19 protein-coding genes are annotated in these 20353 nt (G+C 55.9%); 9 read left to right on the top strand and 10 right to left on the bottom strand.

Annotation, left to right across the window (positions count from 1 at the left end):
- Nucleotides 1–90: 90 nt before the first annotated feature.
- Complete coding sequence (locus RRF56_RS21605) at nt 91–534, top strand: RNA-binding protein (protein WP_317035216.1); 444 nt, start codon at nt 91–93, stop codon at nt 532–534.
- A 136-nt stretch (nt 535–670) separates the two neighbouring features.
- Here RRF56_RS21605 and RRF56_RS21600 read toward each other — a convergent pair whose 3' ends face one another.
- Complete coding sequence (locus RRF56_RS21600) at nt 671–1120, bottom strand: SRPBCC family protein (protein ID WP_317035215.1); 450 nt, start codon at nt 1118–1120, stop codon at nt 671–673.
- Nucleotides 1121–1339: 219 nt separating this feature from the next.
- On the opposite strand from RRF56_RS21600, the gene RRF56_RS21595 reads away from it, so the two are divergent.
- Together RRF56_RS21595 and ppk1 are read left to right on the top strand one after the other, a co-directional pair.
- A complete protein-coding gene (locus RRF56_RS21595) occupies nt 1340–3019 on the top strand; it encodes a mechanosensitive ion channel (protein ID WP_317035214.1) in 1680 nt (559 codons plus the stop codon).
- A 140-nt stretch (nt 3020–3159) separates the two neighbouring features.
- Nucleotides 3160–5358: a polyphosphate kinase 1 gene (gene ppk1, locus RRF56_RS21590; protein ID WP_317035213.1), complete on the top strand. Its 2199-nt coding sequence runs from the start codon at nt 3160–3162 to the stop codon at nt 5356–5358.
- 384 nt (nt 5359–5742) lie between these two features.
- On the opposite strand, the gene RRF56_RS21585 is transcribed toward ppk1, so the two are convergent.
- Together RRF56_RS21585 and clpS are read right to left on the bottom strand one after the other, a co-directional pair.
- Nucleotides 5743–6600 (bottom strand): type II CAAX endopeptidase family protein, encoded by an 858-nt coding sequence (locus RRF56_RS21585; RefSeq protein ID WP_317035212.1) that lies wholly within the window; start codon nt 6598–6600, stop codon nt 5743–5745.
- The gene (clpS, locus tag RRF56_RS21580) at nt 6593–6880 is read right to left on the bottom strand and encodes an ATP-dependent Clp protease adapter ClpS (protein ID WP_317035211.1); all 288 of its coding nucleotides are present in this window, start codon (nt 6878–6880) and stop codon (nt 6593–6595) included. Before clpS ends, RRF56_RS21585 begins: the two co-directional genes overlap by 8 nt.
- A 334-nt stretch (nt 6881–7214) precedes the next feature.
- Between clpS and RRF56_RS21575 the strand changes: the two genes are divergently transcribed.
- Nucleotides 7215–7625: a hypothetical protein gene (locus tag RRF56_RS21575; protein WP_317035210.1), complete on the top strand. Its 411-nt coding sequence runs from the start codon at nt 7215–7217 to the stop codon at nt 7623–7625.
- Nucleotides 7626–7750: 125 nt separating this feature from the next.
- On the opposite strand, the gene RRF56_RS21570 is transcribed toward RRF56_RS21575, so the two are convergent.
- Nucleotides 7751–7990 carry a hypothetical protein gene (locus RRF56_RS21570; protein WP_317035209.1) on the bottom strand — a complete coding sequence of 80 codons (240 nt, stop codon included), beginning with the start codon at nt 7988–7990 and terminating at the stop codon, nt 7751–7753.
- A gap of 316 nt (nt 7991–8306) precedes the next feature.
- Here RRF56_RS21570 and RRF56_RS21565 point away from each other — a divergent pair, with 316 nt between their 5' ends.
- The 3 genes from RRF56_RS21565 to RRF56_RS21555 all read left to right on the top strand — a co-directional run bounded on the left by RRF56_RS21565 (nt 8307) and on the right by RRF56_RS21555 (nt 12280).
- Nucleotides 8307–8639, top strand: coding sequence for an STAS domain-containing protein (locus tag RRF56_RS21565; RefSeq protein ID WP_317035208.1), 333 nt, complete (start codon nt 8307–8309; stop codon nt 8637–8639).
- A 184-nt stretch (nt 8640–8823) separates the two neighbouring features.
- The gene (locus tag RRF56_RS21560) at nt 8824–11472 is read left to right on the top strand and encodes a TIGR03960 family B12-binding radical SAM protein (RefSeq protein ID WP_317035207.1); all 2649 of its coding nucleotides are present in this window, start codon (nt 8824–8826) and stop codon (nt 11470–11472) included.
- 22 nt (nt 11473–11494) lie between these two features.
- Entirely contained in the window at nt 11495–12280 is a 786-nt protein-coding gene (locus tag RRF56_RS21555; RefSeq protein ID WP_317035206.1) for a hypothetical protein, read from the top strand.
- 33 nt (nt 12281–12313) lie between these two features.
- Here RRF56_RS21555 and RRF56_RS21550 read toward each other — a convergent pair whose 3' ends face one another.
- Entirely contained in the window at nt 12314–13483 is a 1170-nt protein-coding gene (locus RRF56_RS21550) for a substrate-binding domain-containing protein (protein ID WP_317035205.1), read from the bottom strand.
- A 260-nt stretch (nt 13484–13743) separates the two neighbouring features.
- On the bottom strand, nt 13744–14010 hold the full coding sequence (locus RRF56_RS21545) for a hypothetical protein (RefSeq protein WP_317035204.1): 267 nt from the start codon (nt 14008–14010) through the stop codon (nt 13744–13746).
- A gap of 275 nt (nt 14011–14285) precedes the next feature.
- Between RRF56_RS21545 and RRF56_RS21540 the strand changes: the two genes are divergently transcribed.
- Complete coding sequence (locus RRF56_RS21540) at nt 14286–15260, top strand: IS110 family transposase (protein WP_317033747.1); 975 nt, start codon at nt 14286–14288, stop codon at nt 15258–15260.
- 159 nt (nt 15261–15419) lie between these two features.
- On the opposite strand, the gene RRF56_RS21535 is transcribed toward RRF56_RS21540, so the two are convergent.
- Nucleotides 15420–16082 (bottom strand): DUF938 domain-containing protein, encoded by a 663-nt coding sequence (locus RRF56_RS21535; protein WP_317035203.1) that lies wholly within the window; start codon nt 16080–16082, stop codon nt 15420–15422.
- A gap of 176 nt (nt 16083–16258) precedes the next feature.
- On the bottom strand, nt 16259–16498 hold the full coding sequence (locus RRF56_RS21530; protein ID WP_317035202.1) for a hypothetical protein: 240 nt from the start codon (nt 16496–16498) through the stop codon (nt 16259–16261).
- A gap of 434 nt (nt 16499–16932) precedes the next feature.
- Here RRF56_RS21530 and RRF56_RS21525 point away from each other — a divergent pair, with 434 nt between their 5' ends.
- Complete coding sequence (locus RRF56_RS21525; protein WP_317035201.1) at nt 16933–18189, top strand: hypothetical protein; 1257 nt, start codon at nt 16933–16935, stop codon at nt 18187–18189.
- Nucleotides 18190–18647: 458 nt separating this feature from the next.
- Here the strand turns inward: RRF56_RS21525 and RRF56_RS21520 are convergent, their stop codons facing one another.
- Entirely contained in the window at nt 18648–19244 is a 597-nt protein-coding gene (locus tag RRF56_RS21520) for a general stress protein (protein WP_317035200.1), read from the bottom strand.
- 173 nt (nt 19245–19417) lie between these two features.
- Complete coding sequence (locus RRF56_RS21515) at nt 19418–20314, bottom strand: ROK family protein (RefSeq protein WP_317035199.1); 897 nt, start codon at nt 20312–20314, stop codon at nt 19418–19420.
- Between the last annotated feature and the right edge of the window lie 39 nt (nt 20315–20353).

Raw genomic sequence — 20353 nt, 5'->3', positions numbered from 1 at the left:
GGCAGCTAACCCGTAGTCCAAACTTTAATCGGCAAGGTTATCGATCTCGATTTATTTGCCTTTAGTTTTAGAACACCAGAGGTATCTCAAATGTCAATTCGCCTTTACGTCGGCAATCTCTCTAAAGATTTAGAACGGCAAGAGTTTGAAAGCGTTTTCTCTGACTTCACCGCCGACTTAGTATCTATCAAGCTTATTGCTGATAAGAAAACTGGAAAATGTCGAGGGTTTGGGTTTGTCACGGCAAAAACCGACGAAAAGGCCGATGAGCTAATCGAGAAGTTGAACGGTCAGGTTGTAGCCGAGATGCCCATGAAAATTGAGAAGGCTTTACCCCGGACCAAACCCGAAGGAGAAACTGAGGCGCGTCCTAGTAGTGAGGGCACCGCTAAGCGCTCGAGTCGCAATGGTGCTCGTAAGGCTGCACCCGCCGCCACGGCGGCCACCAGCGCATCTGCGCAACCCGACCCCCGTTGGGCTGGTGAGCTTGAAAAGCTCAAGCAGATGTTGGCCGCTCAGACTACATCTAACTAACCCCCTGAGGGCTATCTAGCCTAGCACTAAGCCCTCTTCAGAGGTTCAAGCCCTCAAAGGCCATGGAGATAGTTATCTCCATGGCCTTTGAGGGCTTGTCGTGTTGACTGGCCTGGCGGTGACATGAGGGCTAAAACTAATGGTCAAGGGTTTCGGCAACCTGCTTAAGACGGTTGAGCTGGGCCGCCATGTCGCGTTGAGTCCAGCCAGCGGCAAACCAGTTAAACCCAGCTTGAACCAAGGGGTTAGGAATTTCAAACTCAAATTGATTGAACAGCTGAGTTTCCCCACCGTCGGGTCGCCATTCCCATCGATCTTGGCCGGTGAAAAATCCTGAAAAAGCCCAAACAATTGAATCGGGTCCTCGCTCTACCACCGTACTGATTAAGGTCGGTTGCCATAGGGGCAGTCGCACGATGAATCGGCTTTTGGCACCCAGGTCGGTGCTCCAGTCACCGATGGGTTCACAGCATAGGGCCGGATTAAGCCAACGGTGCATTAGATCTTGGCGAGTGAGACACTGCTCGATTGCGGTAGCACTGGCACAAATCGAAATGCCGTGATTAAACACTTGGCGGGTAGACATCCTGACGTTCTCCTGCGAGAATCACCCTGAGACGACGTTTTTCAAGAAAAATGACTCTAATACTAGAGTAATGGATGCTGGCAACTCGGTAGTTCGCGACCATTTATTCGGCTGCAAACTTGTGAGTTATCTGGTAAGCAACGGTCCAACTGTTATGGCTGTTGCCGTTCCTCTACCGAACCTGCGTTAAGGGTGGGTTTGCCGCAGTGCTGTTTCAGGATGCCCTCAACCGCCACCACAATGATGAATGTTTACCCCCTAACTTTACTTCAAACGCCCGGGACGCCAATTGCCCCTTTAGCTAACCCGGCCAATGGCTCTAATGCCTTTCTACAAGGAGCTTTTGCTCAGCTAGGACTGTTTTTGCCCAGCTTAATTGGAGCAATTGCGCTACTGCTGCTGGGCTGGATTGTGGCGACTATAGTCGCCTTGGTTGTGCGCAAGCTGCTGCAACAAACGAATTTAGATAACCGCTTGGCCAATTGGGCCATGGGCCGGGAGGCAGATCGCCCCATAGCCGTAGAAAAGTGGGTTTCGACCCTGGTCTACTGGGTGATCTTTTTATTCGCCATTGTGGCATCACTCAATGCGCTCAACTTGGGTGGGGTATCGGCACCACTCAACAACTTCTTGAGTCAAATTTTTCTGTATCTTCCCCGCATTGGTGGGGCGTTGCTATTGCTAGGCATAGCCTGGCTGGCGGCAACCCTCGTGCGATCGCTGGTAATCAACGGTTTAGGGCGGTTTAACCTAGATGACCGTTTAGCCCAGCAGACGGGTTTAGAGCAAGGAAGCAGCCCGGTGGTTTTAAACGAAACCATTGGCAATGTGCTGTATTGGTTCATTCTGCTGCTGTTTATTCCGTTAGTGTTAAGCGCTCTACAATTGCCGGGACTGCTAGCCCCAGTGGAAGGGTTGATTAACTCCTTCCTGCAAGCGATTCCTCGCATTGTCACGGCAGGCATTGTGCTGGTGATTGGTTGGGTGATTGCCCGGATTGTGCGCGGGGTGGTGACTAACCTGCTGCTGGCTGCTGGGGCCGATCAGCTAGGGGCTCGGATGGGACTACGGACAGGGAGTCCAGGTGTCACCTCTAGCGGTCTTTCTCTGTCGAGCCTGGCGGGCACCTTGGCTTACGTGCTGGTGTTGATACCAGCCGTGGTAGCAGCGCTGAATGAACTCAACATTGATGCCATTTCAGCTCCAGCGATTTTGATGTTGGAGCGGGTGCTAACCGCTATTCCGCAAATCATCATGGCTGGGGTTGTGATTGCCGCTGCCTATTTTGTGGGCCGGATTGTGGCCGATTTGGTGACCAGCCTACTGCGGGGGGCTGGGTTTGACGGCATCATGGGCATTCTCGGTCTGCCAGAGCTCAATCTGGGTACTGGGGCAACGGTTCAGCCTGGCCTGGATGCCGAAGGTCGACCGATCGCCTCAGTGCAGACGCCAGGGCGCACCCCTTCAGAACTCGTGGGCATTGTCACCCTAGTTGCGATTGTGCTGTTTGGGGCGGTTACCGCCACCGAAATTCTTAACTTTGCTGGCCTAACCGATATCGTGCGGGCCATTCTGCGCGTTGGAGCACGGGTGCTGAGTGGGGTCGTGGTGTTTGCGGTGGGCCTCTATCTAGCCAATTTGGCCTTTCGCTTGGTCAATGCCATGGGCACCGGGCAGGCCAAGGTGCTGGCCCAAGCCGCTCGCATTGCCATTTTGATCTTTGTCGGAGCGATGGCCCTACAGCAGATGGGGGTGGCCCCCGACATTGTGAACCTGGCCTTTGGCTTGTTGCTGGGCGCGATCGCCGTGGCGATCGCGATCGCCTTTGGCCTAGGCGGGCGCGATGTTGCCGCTGACCAACTGCGCCAGTGGATGGCAGACTTTAGGCAGCGCCGCTAACCCCAGGGAGCTGGAATTAGCGCTAAGATTCGCGCCAAGCTCGGTGACTGAGGCCGGAGGGATTTCTCTCCGGCCTCAGTCACGTTAGTATTATTAACTCGGTCTTAACATTACTGCGGCAGGGGAGTCTTCTTAACACCATGGCTACGGTAGACCATCGCAGCAGCAAAGCAGACCCCGATCTCAGCGATCCGCAGTATTACTTTAGCCGCGAGCTGAGTTGGCTGGAGTTCAATCGACGGGTGCTGCACGAGGCTCTCGATGAGCGTACCCCCCTGCTGGAAGCGCTGAAATTTTTGGCGATTTTTAGCAACAACCTCGACGAGTATTTCATGGTGCGGGTAGCGGCGCTCAAGCAGCGGATGGAGGCCCAGATCACTCGGCTTTCCCCCGATGGGCGATCGCCAGCAGAGCATCTTCAGGCCATTAGCACCGCGTTGCGGCCAGTGGTTGAGCAACAGCACCAGACCTTTGCCAGCGAGCTCCGGCGACAGATGGCCCAGCGGGGTATCTGGCTGCTCGACTATGACGAGCTAACCTCGGCTCAGCAGACCTACTGTCGTGACTACTTTGAAGAGCAGATCTTCCCAGTACTCACTCCCTTAGCGGTCGATCCGGGGCATCCCTTTCCCTACATTTCAAATCTCAGCTTGAACCTAGCGGTAGTCGTGCAAGACCCCCGCAACCAACAAACCCACTTTGCCCGCGTTAAAGTTCCTCGGGTATTGCCTCGCTTCATTGCCCTACCCACACCACCAGAGGGTGAACCTAAGGGCGATCGCCAGAACCATCGTCCCTGTCGCTGGCTGGGGGTCCCCCTTGAGCAGGTAATAGCGGCCAACCTAGCAGCCCTATTTCCCGGCATGGTGGTGCAAGAACATTACAGCTTTCGTATTACCCGCAACGCCGATCTGGCCGTCGAAGAAGACGAGGCCGACGACTTGATGCTAGCCATAGAGCAAGAACTGCGCAAGCGCCGTCGAGGCGGGTCAGCCGTGCGTATGGAGATTCAACGCACGACTCCCGGTCCCGTGCGAGCCATGCTGATGGAAGAGCTGGAGCTGGCAGAAACCGACGTCTACGACATCGATGGACTCCTCGGGCTGGGCGATCTGATGACCTTTATGGCTCTGCCCCTTCCCGACCTCAAAGCTCCTAGCTGGAAACCCACTGTGCCCCCGGCCATCGACAGCCTCAGCCCGCCGGGGGTCGAAGCCGATGACACTGACCTAGAAACGGCTGAAGAACTCTTCTCACTGCTGCGACGGCAAGATCAGCTCCTCCATCACCCATACCACTCTTTTCGGGCTACGGTACAGCGCTTTATTACCCAAGCCGCCCATGACCCCCAGGTGCTGGCCATTAAAATGACCTTATACCGCACCTCGGGCGACTCACCCATTGTCAGTTCGCTGATTTCTGCTGCCGAAAACGGTAAGCAGGTAACCGTGCTGGTCGAGATTAAAGCCCGCTTTGATGAAGAGAACAACATTAATTGGGCTCGCAAGCTGGAGCAGTCGGGGGTGCATGTGGTCTACGGCCTGGTAGGGCTCAAGACCCACAGCAAAGTCGTGCTGGTGGTGCGCCGGGAAGGCGAGCACATTCGCCGGTACTACCACGTGGGCACTGGCAACTACAACCCTAAAACAGCCCGTCTCTATACTGACCTAGGGCTACTCAGTGCCCGTGAAGACATTGGGGCCGACATCTCTGACTTGTTTAACTACCTCACTGGCTACTCTCGCCAGCAGGTCTATCGTCAGCTTTTGGTAGCGCCCCTCACCCTGCGCCAGCGGCTGAGCACAATGATTGAGCAAGAAATTGCGTTTCACAAACAGGGTAAGGGCGGACGCATTATTGCCAAGATGAACTCCCTAGTCGACCCGGCCCTGATTACCCTGCTCTACCAGGCTTCTCAGGCGGGGGTATCCATAGACCTGATTGTGCGGGGCATCTGCTGCCTGCGCCCAGGGGTGCCCGGCGTGAGTGACAACATTCGTGTGATTAGTATTGTCGGTCAATTTCTAGAGCACTCTCGCATCTTGTATTTTCAACATGGCGGGCAGGAGATTTTTCTGCTGGGCAGTGCCGACTGGATGCCCCGCAATCTAGATCGCCGGGTGGAGGTGATGGTACCAATTATCTCTGCTTCGATTCGCCAGGAGCTCAAGACTTTGTTAGATCTGTGTTTGGAAGACAATCGTCAGGCTTGGGATATGGCCGCCGACGGCAGCTATAGCCAGCGCCGTCCCCAGGATGGAGAACCTAGCCGCAGTGCCCAGGCGCTGTTGATGGATCGAGCCAGTCAGGCGCTGCCTGGTTCAACTCGAGATCGGTAGAGTTAGCGCAGAGAATAGTTGAGATTGATACCGCATCTGAATTCCATACCCCCGATACCCAACCGGTCCACCTATAGGGGCGAACCGCCGTTCGCCCGGTGGAATCGGGAGTTAGCCAAGTAAGATTTGCTCTAAAAATAACCCTGAGACGGTGCATCGCTGCGCGGATGCACCCTACCTTTTTCATCGTTGGGGGTGTCATCTTGGCGACATGGACGATTGGTATTAGTCTTATAGCGATAGTCACTTGGGTTAGGACATCCAGATACCTTAGAAACGTTCGAAAGTTCAAACGTTTTTAGGGAAAATGTCTTAACCAGACTGGCTACAGCTATAAATTCTGGCCTTGGATTCTGACCGAGGATAGGGGAGATCGAAGACAGATTATTTAGCCCACCGACTCCGGCGAAAGATCAGCAGGCCTAACCCCGCTAGCAGGGTCAATCCCAGCAGACCCGCTAGGGGATTGCCATCGATTCCGGTGACCCAGTCTGGCACCGCTCCGGTAGGCTGCAGCAAATTACCTACCGAAAGCAGGTAGTAGCCCCACACCAGACCAGCGTGCAAGCCTACAGGATGGCCCAGCCCCGTCTTGTCGGGGCCAACCGGAATGCGTCTGGCCCAGCCCAGCACCAGACCCAGCAGCAGCAACCCAGCAAATTGGGGGAGTAGGGCCAAAATAGCATCGAGGGGTTTAATAAAGTGGGCGATCGCAAAAATCAGGCTAGTTGCCCCCAGGGCCAACCCCGGCGACCAACCCTGCTCAAGCTCGCGCAGCAGCCAACCCCGAAATAGGACTTCCTCAGACCAGCCCACAGCGGTGGACGCGATCGCACCCACCAGCGCCACCTGCACCAGGCCTAGACCACGGGAGCCGTCAGGGTCTAGGGTTGCCCAGCCCAGGGCGAGCTGTACCACCACCAGCAACCCCAAACTCACGGTCCCCAGCATCACGCCAACCGCCATCCCGTTTGCCAGCGCCCGGCGACCCACAAAACCTACCTTCGTCCAGGGCTGACGCTCACCCCGCACCCGCCGCTCCCACTGGGGGAGCACCAGCAAAAACACAACATATAACAGTGCCGTAGGCAGTAGATCGCCACCGGGCAGTAGCCCGCGCCCCGCCAGCCAGTACAAGGGCAGCGCTCCAGGCAGCCAGAAGGCCACCACAATCAGCAAAAAAACTAGCACCCGCAGCAGGGGCGGATAGGTAGCAAGCTGGGCCGAGGCAAGTTTATTCATCGGGCTCGATGGTACTACTCAGCCCCAGATTGCACAGCCCTTCGCTGTAAAACTCAGCATGCTCAAGTTCGCAGGTGATCACCAGAGCAACCCCAGCGGTGTGAGCCTGCATCATAATGTCGACCGCCTGGGGCATGGTGAGACTCGGCACCACCTTGAGCAGCGATTCCACCACATATTCCATCGAGTTGAAGGCATCGTTGTGCAAGAGCACGCGGTAGCGGGGCGCGGGCTTGCGAATGGTGGAGGTTGTCGTTCGCTCGATGGTTTCAACTGACACAGCTATACCTCTTTACCTGGCTCACGGGCACGTTTAAACAAGATAACTGAGGAAGGCTAGCCTTGGCCTAGGGCATTCGGGAGCTGCTGCGGGTAAGACGAGCCAGATCACGGGGCGATCGCACGATCGCAGCTCCTCAGGCCAGAGGTGTACCCAGGCAGCTTACCTCAGACGTTCCACCATCATAAAACTTCACGATGGCATTGACACGAGCCTAGGATCGAGAGCACGGTGTTGGGCCATCGTCGTCTGGGAAATCTGTCTACCATAGGAGCAGCCGCTCATCTACCGCTTTACTGGGGCCTACGCTACCCCAGGCACAACTTTTGTTCCTATGACTACCTTAATCGCCGGTCAAATCGTCTTTTTAGAATGTCGCCATACCCGCCTCTACGCAGAGGTCATTCAGGTGCTCGAAACCCGGCAGATGGGATGGCTGCGTCCCCTAGCTCTGGTCCACGACCAAGAAATTAGTCCGCTAGGCACGGCCTTTGGTTTAGCCCAAGCCGGGTTGGATCTCACCACCCCAGATATGCTCTGGCCCCTCAACCAGCTTCAGCCTGCCCTCGATACCGACGTCATACCGCTGTTGACAACTCTAACGGCCAAAGCCTCAGCCAATGAGCAGACTCTCTCTCCAATATCTCACCCTGGACAGATGACTGTAACCGAATTTGTCCGACAATTTTGGGCCGAATACCAGGCAAACTGGAACGGCGAATCGCCAGCCCCGGGCCTAGGCTAAAAATCCGGAAGATCTTTGTTAAGTTTCCATGAAGATAAGTTTGCCTCTCAGAGAAATCTCTGAGTTGATATAAAAATGCTGGGCAACAGCTAATCTTGGGCTCTAGGTTGGGGGCGAGAGTCTGCTCAAAACAGAGGCGAGACTGTCTGCTGAAGGGGATCGCCACAAAAGCCCACTCTTGGAACCAGGCGAATGCGTCCTTCGTCCATCTCATACATCAGGAGCTCTAGAGCTTCAGAATCACCGATGGGCAAATAGCCCAAACGGGTTAGTTCAGCGTTGATCCCCTGCTCAATATCAGGGGTTAGTAGCCCACTATGCAGGGCTTTCTCAACCAGTCGACGAATGGAAAAGGTGGAGGCCATAACCATTTACCTGAGGTGTGGTGATATCTGCTGATTGTCCGCCCTAACAGGCATTTCACGGGTGACAGCACCTCAAAAAAATTGTGAAACTGACCACAGCAAACCGTGACTCAGATCACAAAACAAATCAACCGTAAGAGATATCTTCGGTAGATTCACGGAGGCGAAAGATTAATTGGGTCTGAATCTATATCAAGATATGACTAACCCGTACTCCTACTCCACCCCAAAGCCAATTATTAGAATTACCTTCGTGAAGTAGCTCACCCGTTTAATTAGTTCTTGTCAGTATCCGTTGATCTGGAGTATATCGATTATGCAGACTATGTCTTCTAAAGAAATGGCTATTTTTCAAGCCGAGGGCTCCCTCAACGCCTCCAATGCCCACGCCTTTCACACCTCTCTCATGCAGCAAATTCAGTCTGACCTGGCCAGTGGCCTATTTGTTGATATGAGCCAGGTTGAGTCCCTTGACAGCGCCGGTCTGATTTCCCTAGTGTCGGCCCTCAAGCATGCTCGCCAGCTGCAAAAACGTCTCTGCCTGTACTCGGTGCCTCCGGCCATTCGGATTGTATTTGAGCTGACTCAGCTCGATCGCGCCTTTGAAATGGTCGACGAGCTACCCCAGCCTCTGCCCATGGCTGCTTAGGCTTCTCCCCTACGGGTCCCAAAGGCAGACTCCCTGCCTCGGTATAGTATGAACAGTAGAGCGCCCGCCCTGGGAATTGGCCTAGCTTACCAGGGCGGCAGGTTTAACCGTTGGCGAAGGCAATCTGCCTTTTGAGCGAGTTGACCGCTGCTCTAGTGTTTCTATCCTTGAGGGTGATTGGGCTGTGCCTGTATCAATCAATACATTAGTCGCTGCTGACATTGCAAAACCTGCTCGTTATCTAGGTAATGAACTGGGTGCTGTTCACAAACCCTGGTCTCAGGCGGCAGTGCGCTGGGTACTGACCTATCCTGAGGTCTATGAGGTTGGAGCCTCAAACTTAGGCCACATCATTCTCTACAGCATTTTGAACGCCCAGCCTCGGCAACTGTGCGATCGCGCCTATCTGCCCGCCGCCGACCTGTCCACTAAGCTCAAAACCACCGGCACGCCTCTGTTTGCGGTAGAGTCGCAGCGCCCCCTGACCGAGTTTGACATTTTAGGCTTTAGCCTCAGCTACGAACTAGGGGCCACCAATATTCTTGAAATGCTCTCGCTGGCAGGCATTCCCCTCACCTGGCAAGAGCGTGACCAGGCCGGGGCCTTTGCCGTAGACAAGGGCGCTTGGCCGCTGATCTTTGCCGGCGGACAGACAGCGACCTCTAACCCCGAGCCCTACGCCGACTTTTTTGACTTTGTCGCCCTGGGCGATGGTGAAGAACTGCTGCCTGAGATTGCCCTGGTGCTCGAAGAGGGTAAGGCCGCTGGTCTCAGCCGGGAAGCACTGCTGCTCGACCTCGCCCAGGTGCCCGGGGTCTATGTGCCCCGCTTCTACGATATGGCCGACGACGGCTCGGTACACCCCAACCGGCCCGATGTGCCTACGCGAGTGCTGCGGCGGGTAGCCACTCCGATTCCGGCCTACGCCATGGGCCTGGTGCCCTACGTCGAAACCGTGCACGATCGCCTGACCGTAGAAATTCGCCGGGGCTGCACGCGGGGCTGCCGTTTTTGCCAACCGGGTATGCTGACCCGCCCCGCCCGCGACGTAGAGCCTGAGGCGGTGGTTGACGCCATTGAAACCGGCATGCGCAAGACCGGCTACAACGAGTTTTCGCTGCTGTCGCTGAGTTGTTCTGACTATCTGGCCCTGCCAGCGGTGGGGGTCGAGGTAAAAAATCGCCTCAAGGACGAAAATATTTCGCTGTCGCTGCCCAGCCAGCGGGTCGACCGGTTCGACGAAAACATCGCCAATATCATCGGCGGCACCCGCCTCACCGGGTTAACCTTTGCCCCCGAGGCGGGTACCCAGCGGATGCGCGACATCATCAATAAAGGCCTGACCAACGAAGAACTGCTGCGCGGCATCAAGACTGCCCACGAGCAGGGCTGGGGTCGGGTAAAGCTCTACTTTATGATTGGCCTGCCCGGCGAAACCGATGTAGATGTGCTGGGCATCGCCGAGACCGTGCGCTGGCTGCGCCAGACCTGCTACATCAAGGGGCGGCGGCCTCTGACCTTCAATATCACGATCTCCAACTTTACCCCCAAGCCCCACACCCCTTTTCAGTGGCACTCCGTCTCGACCGAAGAGTTTCGCCGTAAGCAGCGGCTGCTGCGGGCCGAGTTTAGCGAGATGCGCTGGGCCAAGGTGAACTTCACCGACGTGCGGATTTCGGCGATGGAAGATTTTGTGGGCCGGGGCGATCGCCGTTTGGGTTCGGTGGTGCGCCGCGCCTGGGAACTGGGCGCTGGCATGGACAGCTGGTGGGAAAGCATAGAGAAGGCCTTTGGGGCTTGGACCCAGGCCATTGACGAGGCGGGGCTGACCTGGAAGTACCGCAAGGTAGACCAGGGCGAATGGAACGTGATGGACACCGATGTTACGGATAGCGGGAGCGATCGCGCCAGCCTAGACGCCCCTCTGCCCTGGGATCACCTGGACACAGGCATCGACAAAACCTGGCTCAAAGAAGACCTGCTGCGCGCCCTCGAAGCCGCCACGGTGCCCGACTGCTCCTTTGAGGGCTGTAGCCACTGCGGCGTGTGTGGCCCCGACTTTGGCCACAATGTAGTGGTACCGCCGCTGCCGATTCCGGCCTTTGCGGGCCACGGACAGCCCAACTCCGAGCGGGTGCAGCGGCTGCGAGTGACCCTGGGCAAGCTGGGGACCATGGCTCTAATCGGTCACTTAGATCTAGTGCGTCTATTTGACCGTGCCCTGCGACGGGCCAGCTTACCCATCGCCTTTACCGGCGGCTTTCACCCTGGCCCCCGACTGTCACCGGCCAATGCCCTGCCCCTAGGGGCCACCAGCAGTGGTGAAGTGGTCGACTTTGAGCTGATGAGGGCGATCGCCCCCGACGACTTTCTGCAGCGGCTCGCCGCTCAGCTCCCCGACGAAATTCCCCTCTATGGCGTCACTGAGGTGCCCCTTGATCAGCCCTCGGCGACCAAATGCCTCGACCGGGCCGAATACTACCTACAGTTTGCGCCAGAGCCCAATACTATTGCCCCTTGGGAGAGCTGGATCAACGCCATTCTGGCCCTAGAGGAGGTGCCGTGGGAGAAGACCACCAAGTCTGGCAAGGTTCAAATAGTCAACCTGCGAGAGCGGCTGCACGAACTCTCGCTAGTTACCCCGGATCAGTCCTTACCCCCGAGCCTGAAGTATCCTAGAGAAGGGGAGAGTGTGTGGCTAAGGGTAGTCGGCAACTGCCGCAACGATGGGAACCTGCTGCGTCCAGAGCACGTCGTGACTCTAATTGAGCAGGTGGCGAATCAGAGCGTAACCCTACAGCACGTGCATCGCAGCCGGTTGATTTTTGTTTAAAGAACCCTAAGGGGGCAGGATTATGGGTAGGCAACTAGGCTATTCGCCACAGGTACAACGATTTTGCCTACCCCTAGCGATCGCTGGCATGCTGCTAGCGGGAACCGCAGCCCCCAGTCGGGCGGGGGAAGAGGTCTGTGGATCTGATTCTGCTAGCGCTACCACCGATGCGGCCTGCTGCCCTAGCGATATGTTGTCAACGTACTGGCCGGGGCGATCGCGTCAGCTGAGCGAAACCCTTTGCCAACTGCTGATGTTTCCCACCGCTAGTCTGCAAACCGGTGACGACTTTACCCAACGCATTATCGACGGCTCTCTCTCTAGCGACAGCCGCCGCGCCTCCGCCGATACCATGACCTTGCCCAGCCTCTGGTGGAGCCGCGATTCGTTGACTTCTCACCTCGGCGGTCGCCGTCTGGTGCAATCTTGGATTTCTTACCAAATTAAAGACTCAGCTACGACCGTAGTTGATGTCATGGTCAACCCTCAAATGTGGTCAGTGCTGACCTATAACGAGCGCTACGCCGTGCTAAACCAGTTTGGCACAGCGGCTCGAGACTTTGGCTACAACCTACGATTCTTTCAGGGCAACACCCGTAATTACCGTCTGGTGGGGCTTTACGCCTGCAATTTTGAGCCTCAGCCCAGCGAAGCGTCGGTCGCCTTAACGCCTGGTCTCACCTGCTCTGCCAATTTAAATGCGGGGCTGATTGTACAGCTCCAGCGCAATTTGGTCGCCGAAAGCGAACGTCGTCAGCAGTTGGCAACACCCACCGCCCAGTCTGTTGCCGCCGATAGCAGACTGTAGGTACCAGAGCGATAAGTACCAGAGCGATCGCCCCTAACTCCGCACCGTCTTCCACAGGTCGAGATAGCGCCCTTCAGACTCGGCCCCAAGGGGAAGCAAAAACTCGCTCTGCTCAGCCACAGTGGGGGGCAACGCCAGCCCGCGCGGCTCTTGTAGGGGCTCGGGCAGCTGATCTGGGCTTACACCCCACAACCGAGTAGAGGTAGCTTGGCCAAAGATAGCCAACTGGGTAGCAAAGTCGTCGTTGAGGCAAAAATCTAGCCAATCGTCAGCCAAGGACGACCCATTGGCAGTGGCTTCTAGCACCTGGGGTCGCACCCAGAGCTGAGCACTGAGCAGCGTTCCCTCCGGCGGCACGGCTACGGCCAGGTGCCGATATTGCTTCACCATGGGCAAGACATCGTCGGACCAGGCCACGACCGCCGTGGCATTGCCAATCAGCAAACTTTCGAGGTAATGATTAGCGTCGTAGGCTCGCACCTGCTGGTGCAGATCGTGGTAGAAAGCCTCTAGCCCCGTCGCCGGAGTTTCACTGTTGGCCGAGGCCCCCAGCGCTTTTTGGGCCAAGCCCAGCACCAGGCGCGGGTGGTCGGGCAAAATCACGCGGCGCGTTAGCTCAGGGCGCAGTAGATCGGCCCAGGTGCTGAGTTGATTGCGATCGCGCGGCAACCGGCTAGGATCGTAGAGCAATACCAAGTGGCTCCAGCGATAGGGCACAGCCCAAATACTGCCATCGGGGCTGGGCAGACCGGTTTCGCTCCGGCGCACTAGCTCTGGCCACACCGCCGCCAGGTCATCCCAAGCGCGGAGGGAGTCAACCGCTAGCGGCTGCACCAGCCCTTGGCGAATGGCTGGGGCCAGCCAATAGTCGGCCAGACTGACCCAATCGGCCACCGGAGCACGAGCGGTCCCCTGCGCCTGACTCTGCCAAGTTTGCAGCAGGGTATAGAGACCCAGCAACGACTCTTCGGGGGTAACGGCAACGGTAATGGTGTCCTCGGGCTGTTGCTGAAAGGCTCTGAGCAACTGCGCAGGTACAGCATTGGCTAGCATGGCCAGCCGCAAATTAGCGGCACTCGATCGCTGGCATCCGGCCAGCAAAGTAGCCAGGGCTACCCCACCGGCCCCCGCCAAAAAGCTGCGACGATTCATGAGCATTTGGCCCTCAGCTTCCCTCTCCAGGGGAGAATACTGATCAACCATAGCGCTTTACTAGGCCCATGAAAGCTGTTCGAGATATTGTCAGCGTCTCTATTACCATCGTTTTGGTGTCGTTTATTGGCCTCAGTTTGGCCCGGATAGTGTACTTCTTTCTCCACAGCCAGCAAATTATCTAGGGCCATACTCTGCCCACTAGCACCAGCCATTGCGATCTCGAGCAGCTCCGTCTGGGGCACAGCTCGACTGCTAACCAGGGGTAAGGGATCGCACCCTCCACAGCATCTTCCCAGTCGCTCCGAAATTTAGGCAACAGCCGGGCCAAGGGTCGAAGCAATCCGTAGGGCCAATTCTGTGAGATTGTCGCCGTCGGTGCAGAAATGCTCGGCCTTGGAGCGAGGCACCCCAGCGTCGACCAGGTACTCTACCAGCAGGTTGAACAGCATATCTTCGGCTAACGCCCGCTGGTCGGCCCAGCCTCGCTGCTGGTAGTGCAAATATTCTTGACAGCGCAGGGCTAGGTCTTGGTAGGTGGCGTCGCTGGTTAAAAACTGAAGGCTGCTGACAATCATGGCGACCTCAGAATGCGGGTTGCCTTTAGTTTAACGAAGGGTCGATCGGCTAAGGCGACTTCTGGAAAACGTTCTCCCTCATGGTGGGCAGTGCCCACCCTTGTATCTTTAGAGGTGTGTGGCAGACCGTCCCACCCTAGGTTGTCCAAAACCGAACGTAGCATGGGTCGCTGCACACCTCTGAAGTTAACTCGCAAAATCGCCAGGAGCTTAGACTCCGTATCGAGCAAGGACGAGTGATGTCAGATTAACCTCCTACACGGGTGGATACAACCATGACTGAACTATCACAAGCGCATCAATGGGTTGGCATTGACGTATCCAAGCGCACCTTAGATGTGTACGTCCGTCCACTTGGATTAAGCGTTCAGGTGGCCAACAGTGACTCTGGTTTAAGAGAGTTGCTACAGGCGTTAACGGCGTTTCGTCGCGAGACGAGTCTGATTGTGCTGGAAGCGACCGGGGGCTATCAAGCCCTGGCGGCGCGAACGTTGATGGCGGAGGGCTGGCCCGCCGTTGTGGTGAATCCACGTCAAGTGCGTGATTTTGCCCGGGCCACGGGGCGCATGGCTAAAACAGACAAAATTGATGCCGAGGTGTTGGCTCACTTTGCCGATGCCATCCGTCCAGAGGTACGGGCGATGGCGAGTGAGGCCAGTCAACACCTTCAAGACCTCGTCACGCGACGGCAGCAACTCGTCGAGATGATGAGTGCCGAAAAAGCCCGGCAACGCTCAGCACGAGCCAGGACGGGTCAGAGCATTGAGCAGCATATTGACTGGCTCAAGCAACAGATCCAAGACCTCGATACCCAGATTGAGCAGCTCATCGCCCAGAGCGATCAGTGGCAGCGCACCCGCGAGATCCTCACCAGTGTGCCGGGTATTGGGGCTGTGACGACGGGGCTCCTCTTGGCCTCACTCCCCGAGTTAGGACAGATCTCAGCGAAGCGCCTAGCCAGCTTGTGTGGCCTCGCCCCGTTCAACCGCGATAGCGGCCAGATGCGGGGTAAGCGGATGATTAGCGGCGGTCGAGCCACCGTGCGCACAGGCCTCTACATGGCCGCGTTAGTCGCCACTCGCCATAATCCGGTCATTCGCGATTACTACCAGCGCCTGCTGCAGCGGGGAAAACTCAAAAAGGTTGCCCTGGTGGCCTGCATGCACAAACTGGTGATTATTCTCAATGCCATGGTAGAACATGACACCCTCTGGCAGGCTCCGGCTTGCTCCCTGCCCGCCGCCACATAAGGAACAGCAAGACTCTGTCTGATGCAGGCAGGGCTCCTGGCTTGATTTCCGCTGCCATCCCGCCGAGGCTAATCGCATAGCAGGATGAGCTTGACAAAGAAGATAATCGCTACGGTGGCTACAGTCGCCGAGTAAAGCGGGGATCTTCTTTTCTGTCTCCTAAGCGATCGCCCTGAATATCACCGAAAGATTGTTGGCGGGCATGGCTACGGTTTCGACTAGGGCGAGATTGTGGGCTTTGGCGGCGGTGACCACCACTTCTAAATCGCGCACGCCCCAGTCAGGGTTTTGGGTCTGCAAGCTAGCATCGAACGCCGCATTGCTAGGGGCGGTGTGCTGCCCGTTTTGCTTGTAGGGGCCATAGAGGTACAAAATACCGCCGGGCGGCAAAATTCGCCCCGCCCCTGCCAGCAACCCCAGGCAGGCCGCCCAGGGCGAAATGTGAATCATATTGATATTGACTAGGGCGGTGATGGGATAGCGCTGCAAGTCTAGCCCGGTCAGCGCATCTTTGACGTTTTCAGATTCGATTGGCCATAGGGGAGCGGCGGCATCTAGCGCTAGGGGCGGATGCAGGTTTTCGGCAGGGGCAGCGGCTTGCCAGGCCACAATGCTGTCGCGGGCCAAGGGGTCGAGGTCGGAGGGCAACCACTGCCGAGGCGTAAGGCGAGGCGCAAAGAAAACGGCGTGCTCTCCGGTGCCGCTGGAAATTTCGAGCACGGTGCCGGTGGGGGGCAGCACCCGCTGGAGCACCGCTAAGATCGGTTCGCGGTTGCGCTCGGTGGCGGGGGCATAGCGGCGGGCATCGGGAGGTGTTGACATGGTCACTGTGGGCCGCTCAGATTAACGAGAATCGCCGCCCTCTATCATAGGAGGCTTTGGGTGGGGGAAAGCTTGCGCTCAGCCGTTTGGGTGTGGCCGATGGCCTGATCGTCGCTGGTTTGCCTGTGACCGAGCGGCACCCAACCGCTGTGAGGCTGCTGGGTGCCACTGGTGCGTTAGGGCCTGGTCACCCCTCGGCGGCGGGTCATGACGCTGATATATTCGCCGCTGCGCCCGGTGGGGATGGGCTCTGACCAGGCGACTCTGTCGCAGTAGCCCAGCGAGGCTAGATGGTTGATGCCATCGATCAGCGCACTGTAGTCGCCTAGCAAAATATGGCGTAGGGTCTCTTGCCGATAGGTGGGCAGAGCGAAGGTGTCGGGGCCGTTGCCCTCTGGGGTGTTGTCTACAAACATTCGGGTTGTCTCCGTTTTCGGTAAAGAAAACGGGGAACTATTCAGATCCCTCGTTGTGGTGAAGCAAGAGACCGGAACTAGAATGAGTCCAGTCGTCGCAGCTTACCTTGCTTAAGTTGGGACGATTAGGGGGCTTGAGGAGGTGCAACTCCTCAGGCCCCCGCCTGAAATCATTCCCCGCAAAAATAACTTACTTCAGGTACGCCACAAGTTCAACCGTATTGGCTGGTTGATATATCAAGATCTTGTGACGGCTCTAGTATGTGAGATAAGCGCTGATGCAAACTGGCGTAGCTTTGTTGAGAGATGCGGAAGGTTTCTTGCGATCGTTCTAAAACCGAAACTTTCTCTCTAAATTGAGATTGTTAGCTGGCATAAAACGTACTCAGCTCTTAGCATAGTGTTAAGCATATCTGTGATGCCTTAAGAGACCTATGCAAGCAAACGTCGTTTTCACTCCAGGATTTTTGCCGGAATACACTTACAACGAGCGGGAGCAACTTAAGCTTGAACAACGCCTCTCACAGGCTATCGCGACACGAGGTTTTATTTGCTCTGTTTCTGGACCATCCAAAAGCGGTAAAACTGTTCTCTGTGAAAGTGTAATAGGCAAAGAGAAAATGCTCCTTGTTACTGGAGGAGGCATAAACGAAGAATCAGTATTTTGGCAAAAAGTTCGCAAAAAATTGCAACTACCCTCATCCAGATCTATCTCTACACAAGCTACACGAACCTCACAACTTACAGGCAAGTCGGAAGCTGGATTGCAAGTACCTCTGCTACTTAATGCAAAAGGAGGGATTGATGGGAGCCTATCTACAGGGCAATCTCAAAGCGAAATTAATCAATATGATGGCCCCGACGGCACTGAGTTACTTGAATTTATAGGGGAGAATGGATACACACTTGTTGTTGACGACTTTCACTACATTGGCAAGCCTGTACAGCAGTCACTTGCAGAACAGTTCAAAGAAGCAGCTAGACTTGGCACATCAATTGTAATTGTATCAGTAACCCATCGTAGTGATGATGCAATTCGGGCAAACCCAGATTTGCGTGGACGAGTTTCTTGTATAGACATTCCCTATTGGGAAAAGCAAGAGTTGCGAGTTATTGCTGACAAAGGATTTCCTCTGCTCAAACTTCAGCCTGAGCCAGCACTTATTGATAGATTTGTATCTGAGAGCGTGTCGTCGCCACAGCTAATGCAAGCTATATGTTTACAGTTTTGTCGAGATATAGGCTGCGATGTAACTCGGCCAACCATGGCTTCTGTTGATTTAAATCAGGAGCAAGTAGGAGTGCTTCTTCGCAACACAACTTCATTAGCTAATTGCAAAACTGCATTTGATATTATTGTGACAGGACCAAAGCCACGAGGAACTGACCGAAAAATTCATTATCTAAGTGATGGAAAACCTGGTGACGTTTACTATGTCATACTAAAAGCCCTTGCATTTGGAGATCCAGTACTGACCCTTCCTTATGCAAATATTAAAGATCGTATTGAGATTTTAGTGCCACATGATCCACCCCGTGGTGTTGGCATAGTACAAGCCCTTCAACAAATGGGCAAAGCTGTTGAAGAAAAACTTGGTGAAGATAGAGTTTTAGAATGGGACGATGAAAAAGAGTTTCTTAACGTTCCAGATCCGTATTTTATCTATTATCTCCGGTGGGCTGATTGGTGACACACTAGAAAAGCTAGTGCGATCGCCCGCCCGTAGTTTGGGTTGATGAAGGAAACCCAACAACTCCTTAACCACCTACCTCACTTGCTTCAGCGATCGCCAGTTAATCCTTACGCGCATCGGACGGACAGCAACCTCTGGCTTCCGAACTCTTTCAGCTAGTGCCCCAAGCCTCCAACGGCTAGCCAGTCTAGGGTTGACAGACCACTAGGCCATATTTTGCTCTCAAACAGTTTTGAAGGGAAATTGAAATAAGATTTTCCTTTCGACAACTTGAGAAAAGCCCTTGACAGTCTTCCAAATGGTGGGCAGTGCCCATCCTACAGTAGTTACAGTCTCTGGGTTGAAGTGGGTATCTTCTCTTCTAGAAATCTCCTAACCACCCTGTAAAAATCCACAAAAAGAGGGCACAGCTAAGCTGCACCCTCAAAGTTAAGCTTTGGCTTAACGACTAGGTTTTATCGGCTACTCGCATAGCTCGGGTTCACACTCTGACTTGAGGTAAAGATATCCCAGTCACGGATGCCGTTTTCGCGCAGCACCAATTCAGCAGCCCGAATATCTTGCTCGGTACCATCTACCAGCACCAGATACTCATTGCTGTTATTAACGCGATCGTTGTAGTAGTTGGCCCGGTCTTCGGGTACGCCAAGACCGATCAATGCGCCCAACAAACCACCACCAGCGGCACCAATACCACTACCGAGCAGCGTGTTAGCCAGCAAAATGCCAACTTCAGCAACTGGGCCAACGCCTGGAATCGCCAGAACGCCCAGACTGCCAATTAAACCCATGGCACCACCTGTGACAGCACCAGCGGTAGCACCAGCACCGGCACCCCCCTGGGCTTGCTCTTCCTTAGACTTGCTGGGGTCATACTTTTGGTCAGTGGTGAGATCTCTTAACCCCTTCCCTGACTTGGCGATCACAGAAATGCGATCCATATTAAAGCCTGAGTCGCGTAGACGGTACATGGCCTGCTCGGCCTCTGGCCGACTCGCAAACAGCCCAACCGCACGACGAGATTGATTAGATCGATTGTCAGTCGTTCTCATAAAATTTTCCTCCAGTGAGGATTGCAACAGGCGAGGTCAATGGCAAACACCATCGCTCACCTATCGATAGCCTCACAAATAAGAGGCTGATCCACCTCGCTCATTAGCCATAAACCAAAGTCACTCTTGAGGTAGACATCAGCCCTATGGGTAGCAAGGAAAAAATTGGCACCCTAGCCATGCCGTTGCAGCGCCAAACGAGCGGCTCCGACCATGCCGGCCTGGTTGCCCAACTCGGCCACTAAGACCTGCATGCCGTCGCGAGACGTGGGCAGCACACGAATCTCTAGCTCCGCCAGGGTAGTCGGCAAAAACAAGTCTGCCGCCGCACTAATGCCGCCGCCAAGGATCACCGCCTCGGGAGTGAACACGTAGGCCAGGCTGGCAATGCCCGCACCCAGCCAGCGCCCGTAGGTCTGCCAGAAGGCGATCGCATGTTCATCTCCCGCCTTAGCCTGGTCAAACAGTGCCGCTGGGGCTAGCCCCGTCTCTCGCTCGATGGCCTGCACTGAACAGTATTGCTCTAGAGAACCCCGATTGCCGCTGTTGCAGGGGGGGCCATCGGGGTTGAGGGTCATCAGGCCCAGTTCTCCGGCGGTGCCGGTGCGGCCCACAAACAGCTTGCCGTCGAGAATAATCGCGCCGCCCACCCCAGTGCCCAGCGTCAGCATCAGCATGTCGCTAAAATTGCGCCCAGCTCCGAGCCAGGCTTCGCCCAAACCGGCACAGTCGGCGTCGTTGGCCACGGTGACGGGGCGATCGGTTTTGGCTTCGAGCAGGTCGGCGATCGGCACATCGTGCCACCCGGCCATATTGATAGCCACGCGGGCAATCCGGCCCGTGACATCGGCGGGGCCAGGGGTACCCACGCCAATGGCGGCGGCTTCACGGTTGGGGTCGATGGCGTCGATCGCCGCTGCGATCGCCTCTATCACTGCCGCTGGCGTCGAGGGCTGAGGCGTGGGCACCGTCACACTGGTTAGGCACTGCCCAGCCTGGGCAAAGCGCCCCAGCTTAATCGCCGTGCCGCCCAAATCTACGCCAATCACCTGCTGCGCTACTGTTGCCATCGCTGTTCTTTAGCCCTTGAATAACCCGCCAGGGCCATT

It is taken from the genome of Nodosilinea sp. E11, from assembly GCF_032813545.1.
In the GTDB taxonomy this organism is placed as follows: Bacteria; Cyanobacteriota; Cyanobacteriia; order Phormidesmidales; family Phormidesmidaceae; genus Nodosilinea.
This window is presented reverse-complemented; position numbering and strand designations above follow the sequence as displayed.

Excerpts from the sequence above, each read along its gene's own strand:
- RRF56_RS21605 (WP_317035216.1), top strand. The coding sequence starts at position 91 with ATGTCAATTCGCCTTTACGTCGGCAATCTCTCTAAAGATTTAGAACGG.
- RRF56_RS21600 (WP_317035215.1), bottom strand. The coding sequence starts at position 1,120 with ATGTCTACCCGCCAAGTGTTTAATCACGGCATTTCGATTTGTGCCAGT.
- RRF56_RS21595 (WP_317035214.1), top strand. The coding sequence starts at position 1,340 with ATGCCCTCAACCGCCACCACAATGATGAATGTTTACCCCCTAACTTTA.
- ppk1 (WP_317035213.1), top strand. The coding sequence starts at position 3,160 with ATGGCTACGGTAGACCATCGCAGCAGCAAAGCAGACCCCGATCTCAGC.
- RRF56_RS21585 (WP_317035212.1), bottom strand. The coding sequence starts at position 6,600 with ATGAATAAACTTGCCTCGGCCCAGCTTGCTACCTATCCGCCCCTGCTG.
- RRF56_RS21575 (WP_317035210.1), top strand. The coding sequence starts at position 7,215 with ATGACTACCTTAATCGCCGGTCAAATCGTCTTTTTAGAATGTCGCCAT.
- RRF56_RS21570 (WP_317035209.1), bottom strand. The coding sequence starts at position 7,990 with ATGGCCTCCACCTTTTCCATTCGTCGACTGGTTGAGAAAGCCCTGCAT.
- RRF56_RS21565 (WP_317035208.1), top strand. The coding sequence starts at position 8,307 with ATGCAGACTATGTCTTCTAAAGAAATGGCTATTTTTCAAGCCGAGGGC.
- RRF56_RS21555 (WP_317035206.1), top strand. The coding sequence starts at position 11,495 with ATGGGTAGGCAACTAGGCTATTCGCCACAGGTACAACGATTTTGCCTA.
- RRF56_RS21550 (WP_317035205.1), bottom strand. The coding sequence starts at position 13,483 with ATGGTTGATCAGTATTCTCCCCTGGAGAGGGAAGCTGAGGGCCAAATG.
- RRF56_RS21545 (WP_317035204.1), bottom strand. The coding sequence starts at position 14,010 with ATGATTGTCAGCAGCCTTCAGTTTTTAACCAGCGACGCCACCTACCAA.
- RRF56_RS21540 (WP_317033747.1), top strand. The coding sequence starts at position 14,286 with ATGACTGAACTATCACAAGCGCATCAATGGGTTGGCATTGACGTATCC.
- RRF56_RS21535 (WP_317035203.1), bottom strand. The coding sequence starts at position 16,082 with ATGTCAACACCTCCCGATGCCCGCCGCTATGCCCCCGCCACCGAGCGC.
- RRF56_RS21530 (WP_317035202.1), bottom strand. The coding sequence starts at position 16,498 with ATGTTTGTAGACAACACCCCAGAGGGCAACGGCCCCGACACCTTCGCT.
- RRF56_RS21525 (WP_317035201.1), top strand. The coding sequence starts at position 16,933 with ATGCAAGCAAACGTCGTTTTCACTCCAGGATTTTTGCCGGAATACACT.
- RRF56_RS21520 (WP_317035200.1), bottom strand. The coding sequence starts at position 19,244 with ATGAGAACGACTGACAATCGATCTAATCAATCTCGTCGTGCGGTTGGG.
- RRF56_RS21515 (WP_317035199.1), bottom strand. The coding sequence starts at position 20,314 with ATGGCAACAGTAGCGCAGCAGGTGATTGGCGTAGATTTGGGCGGCACG.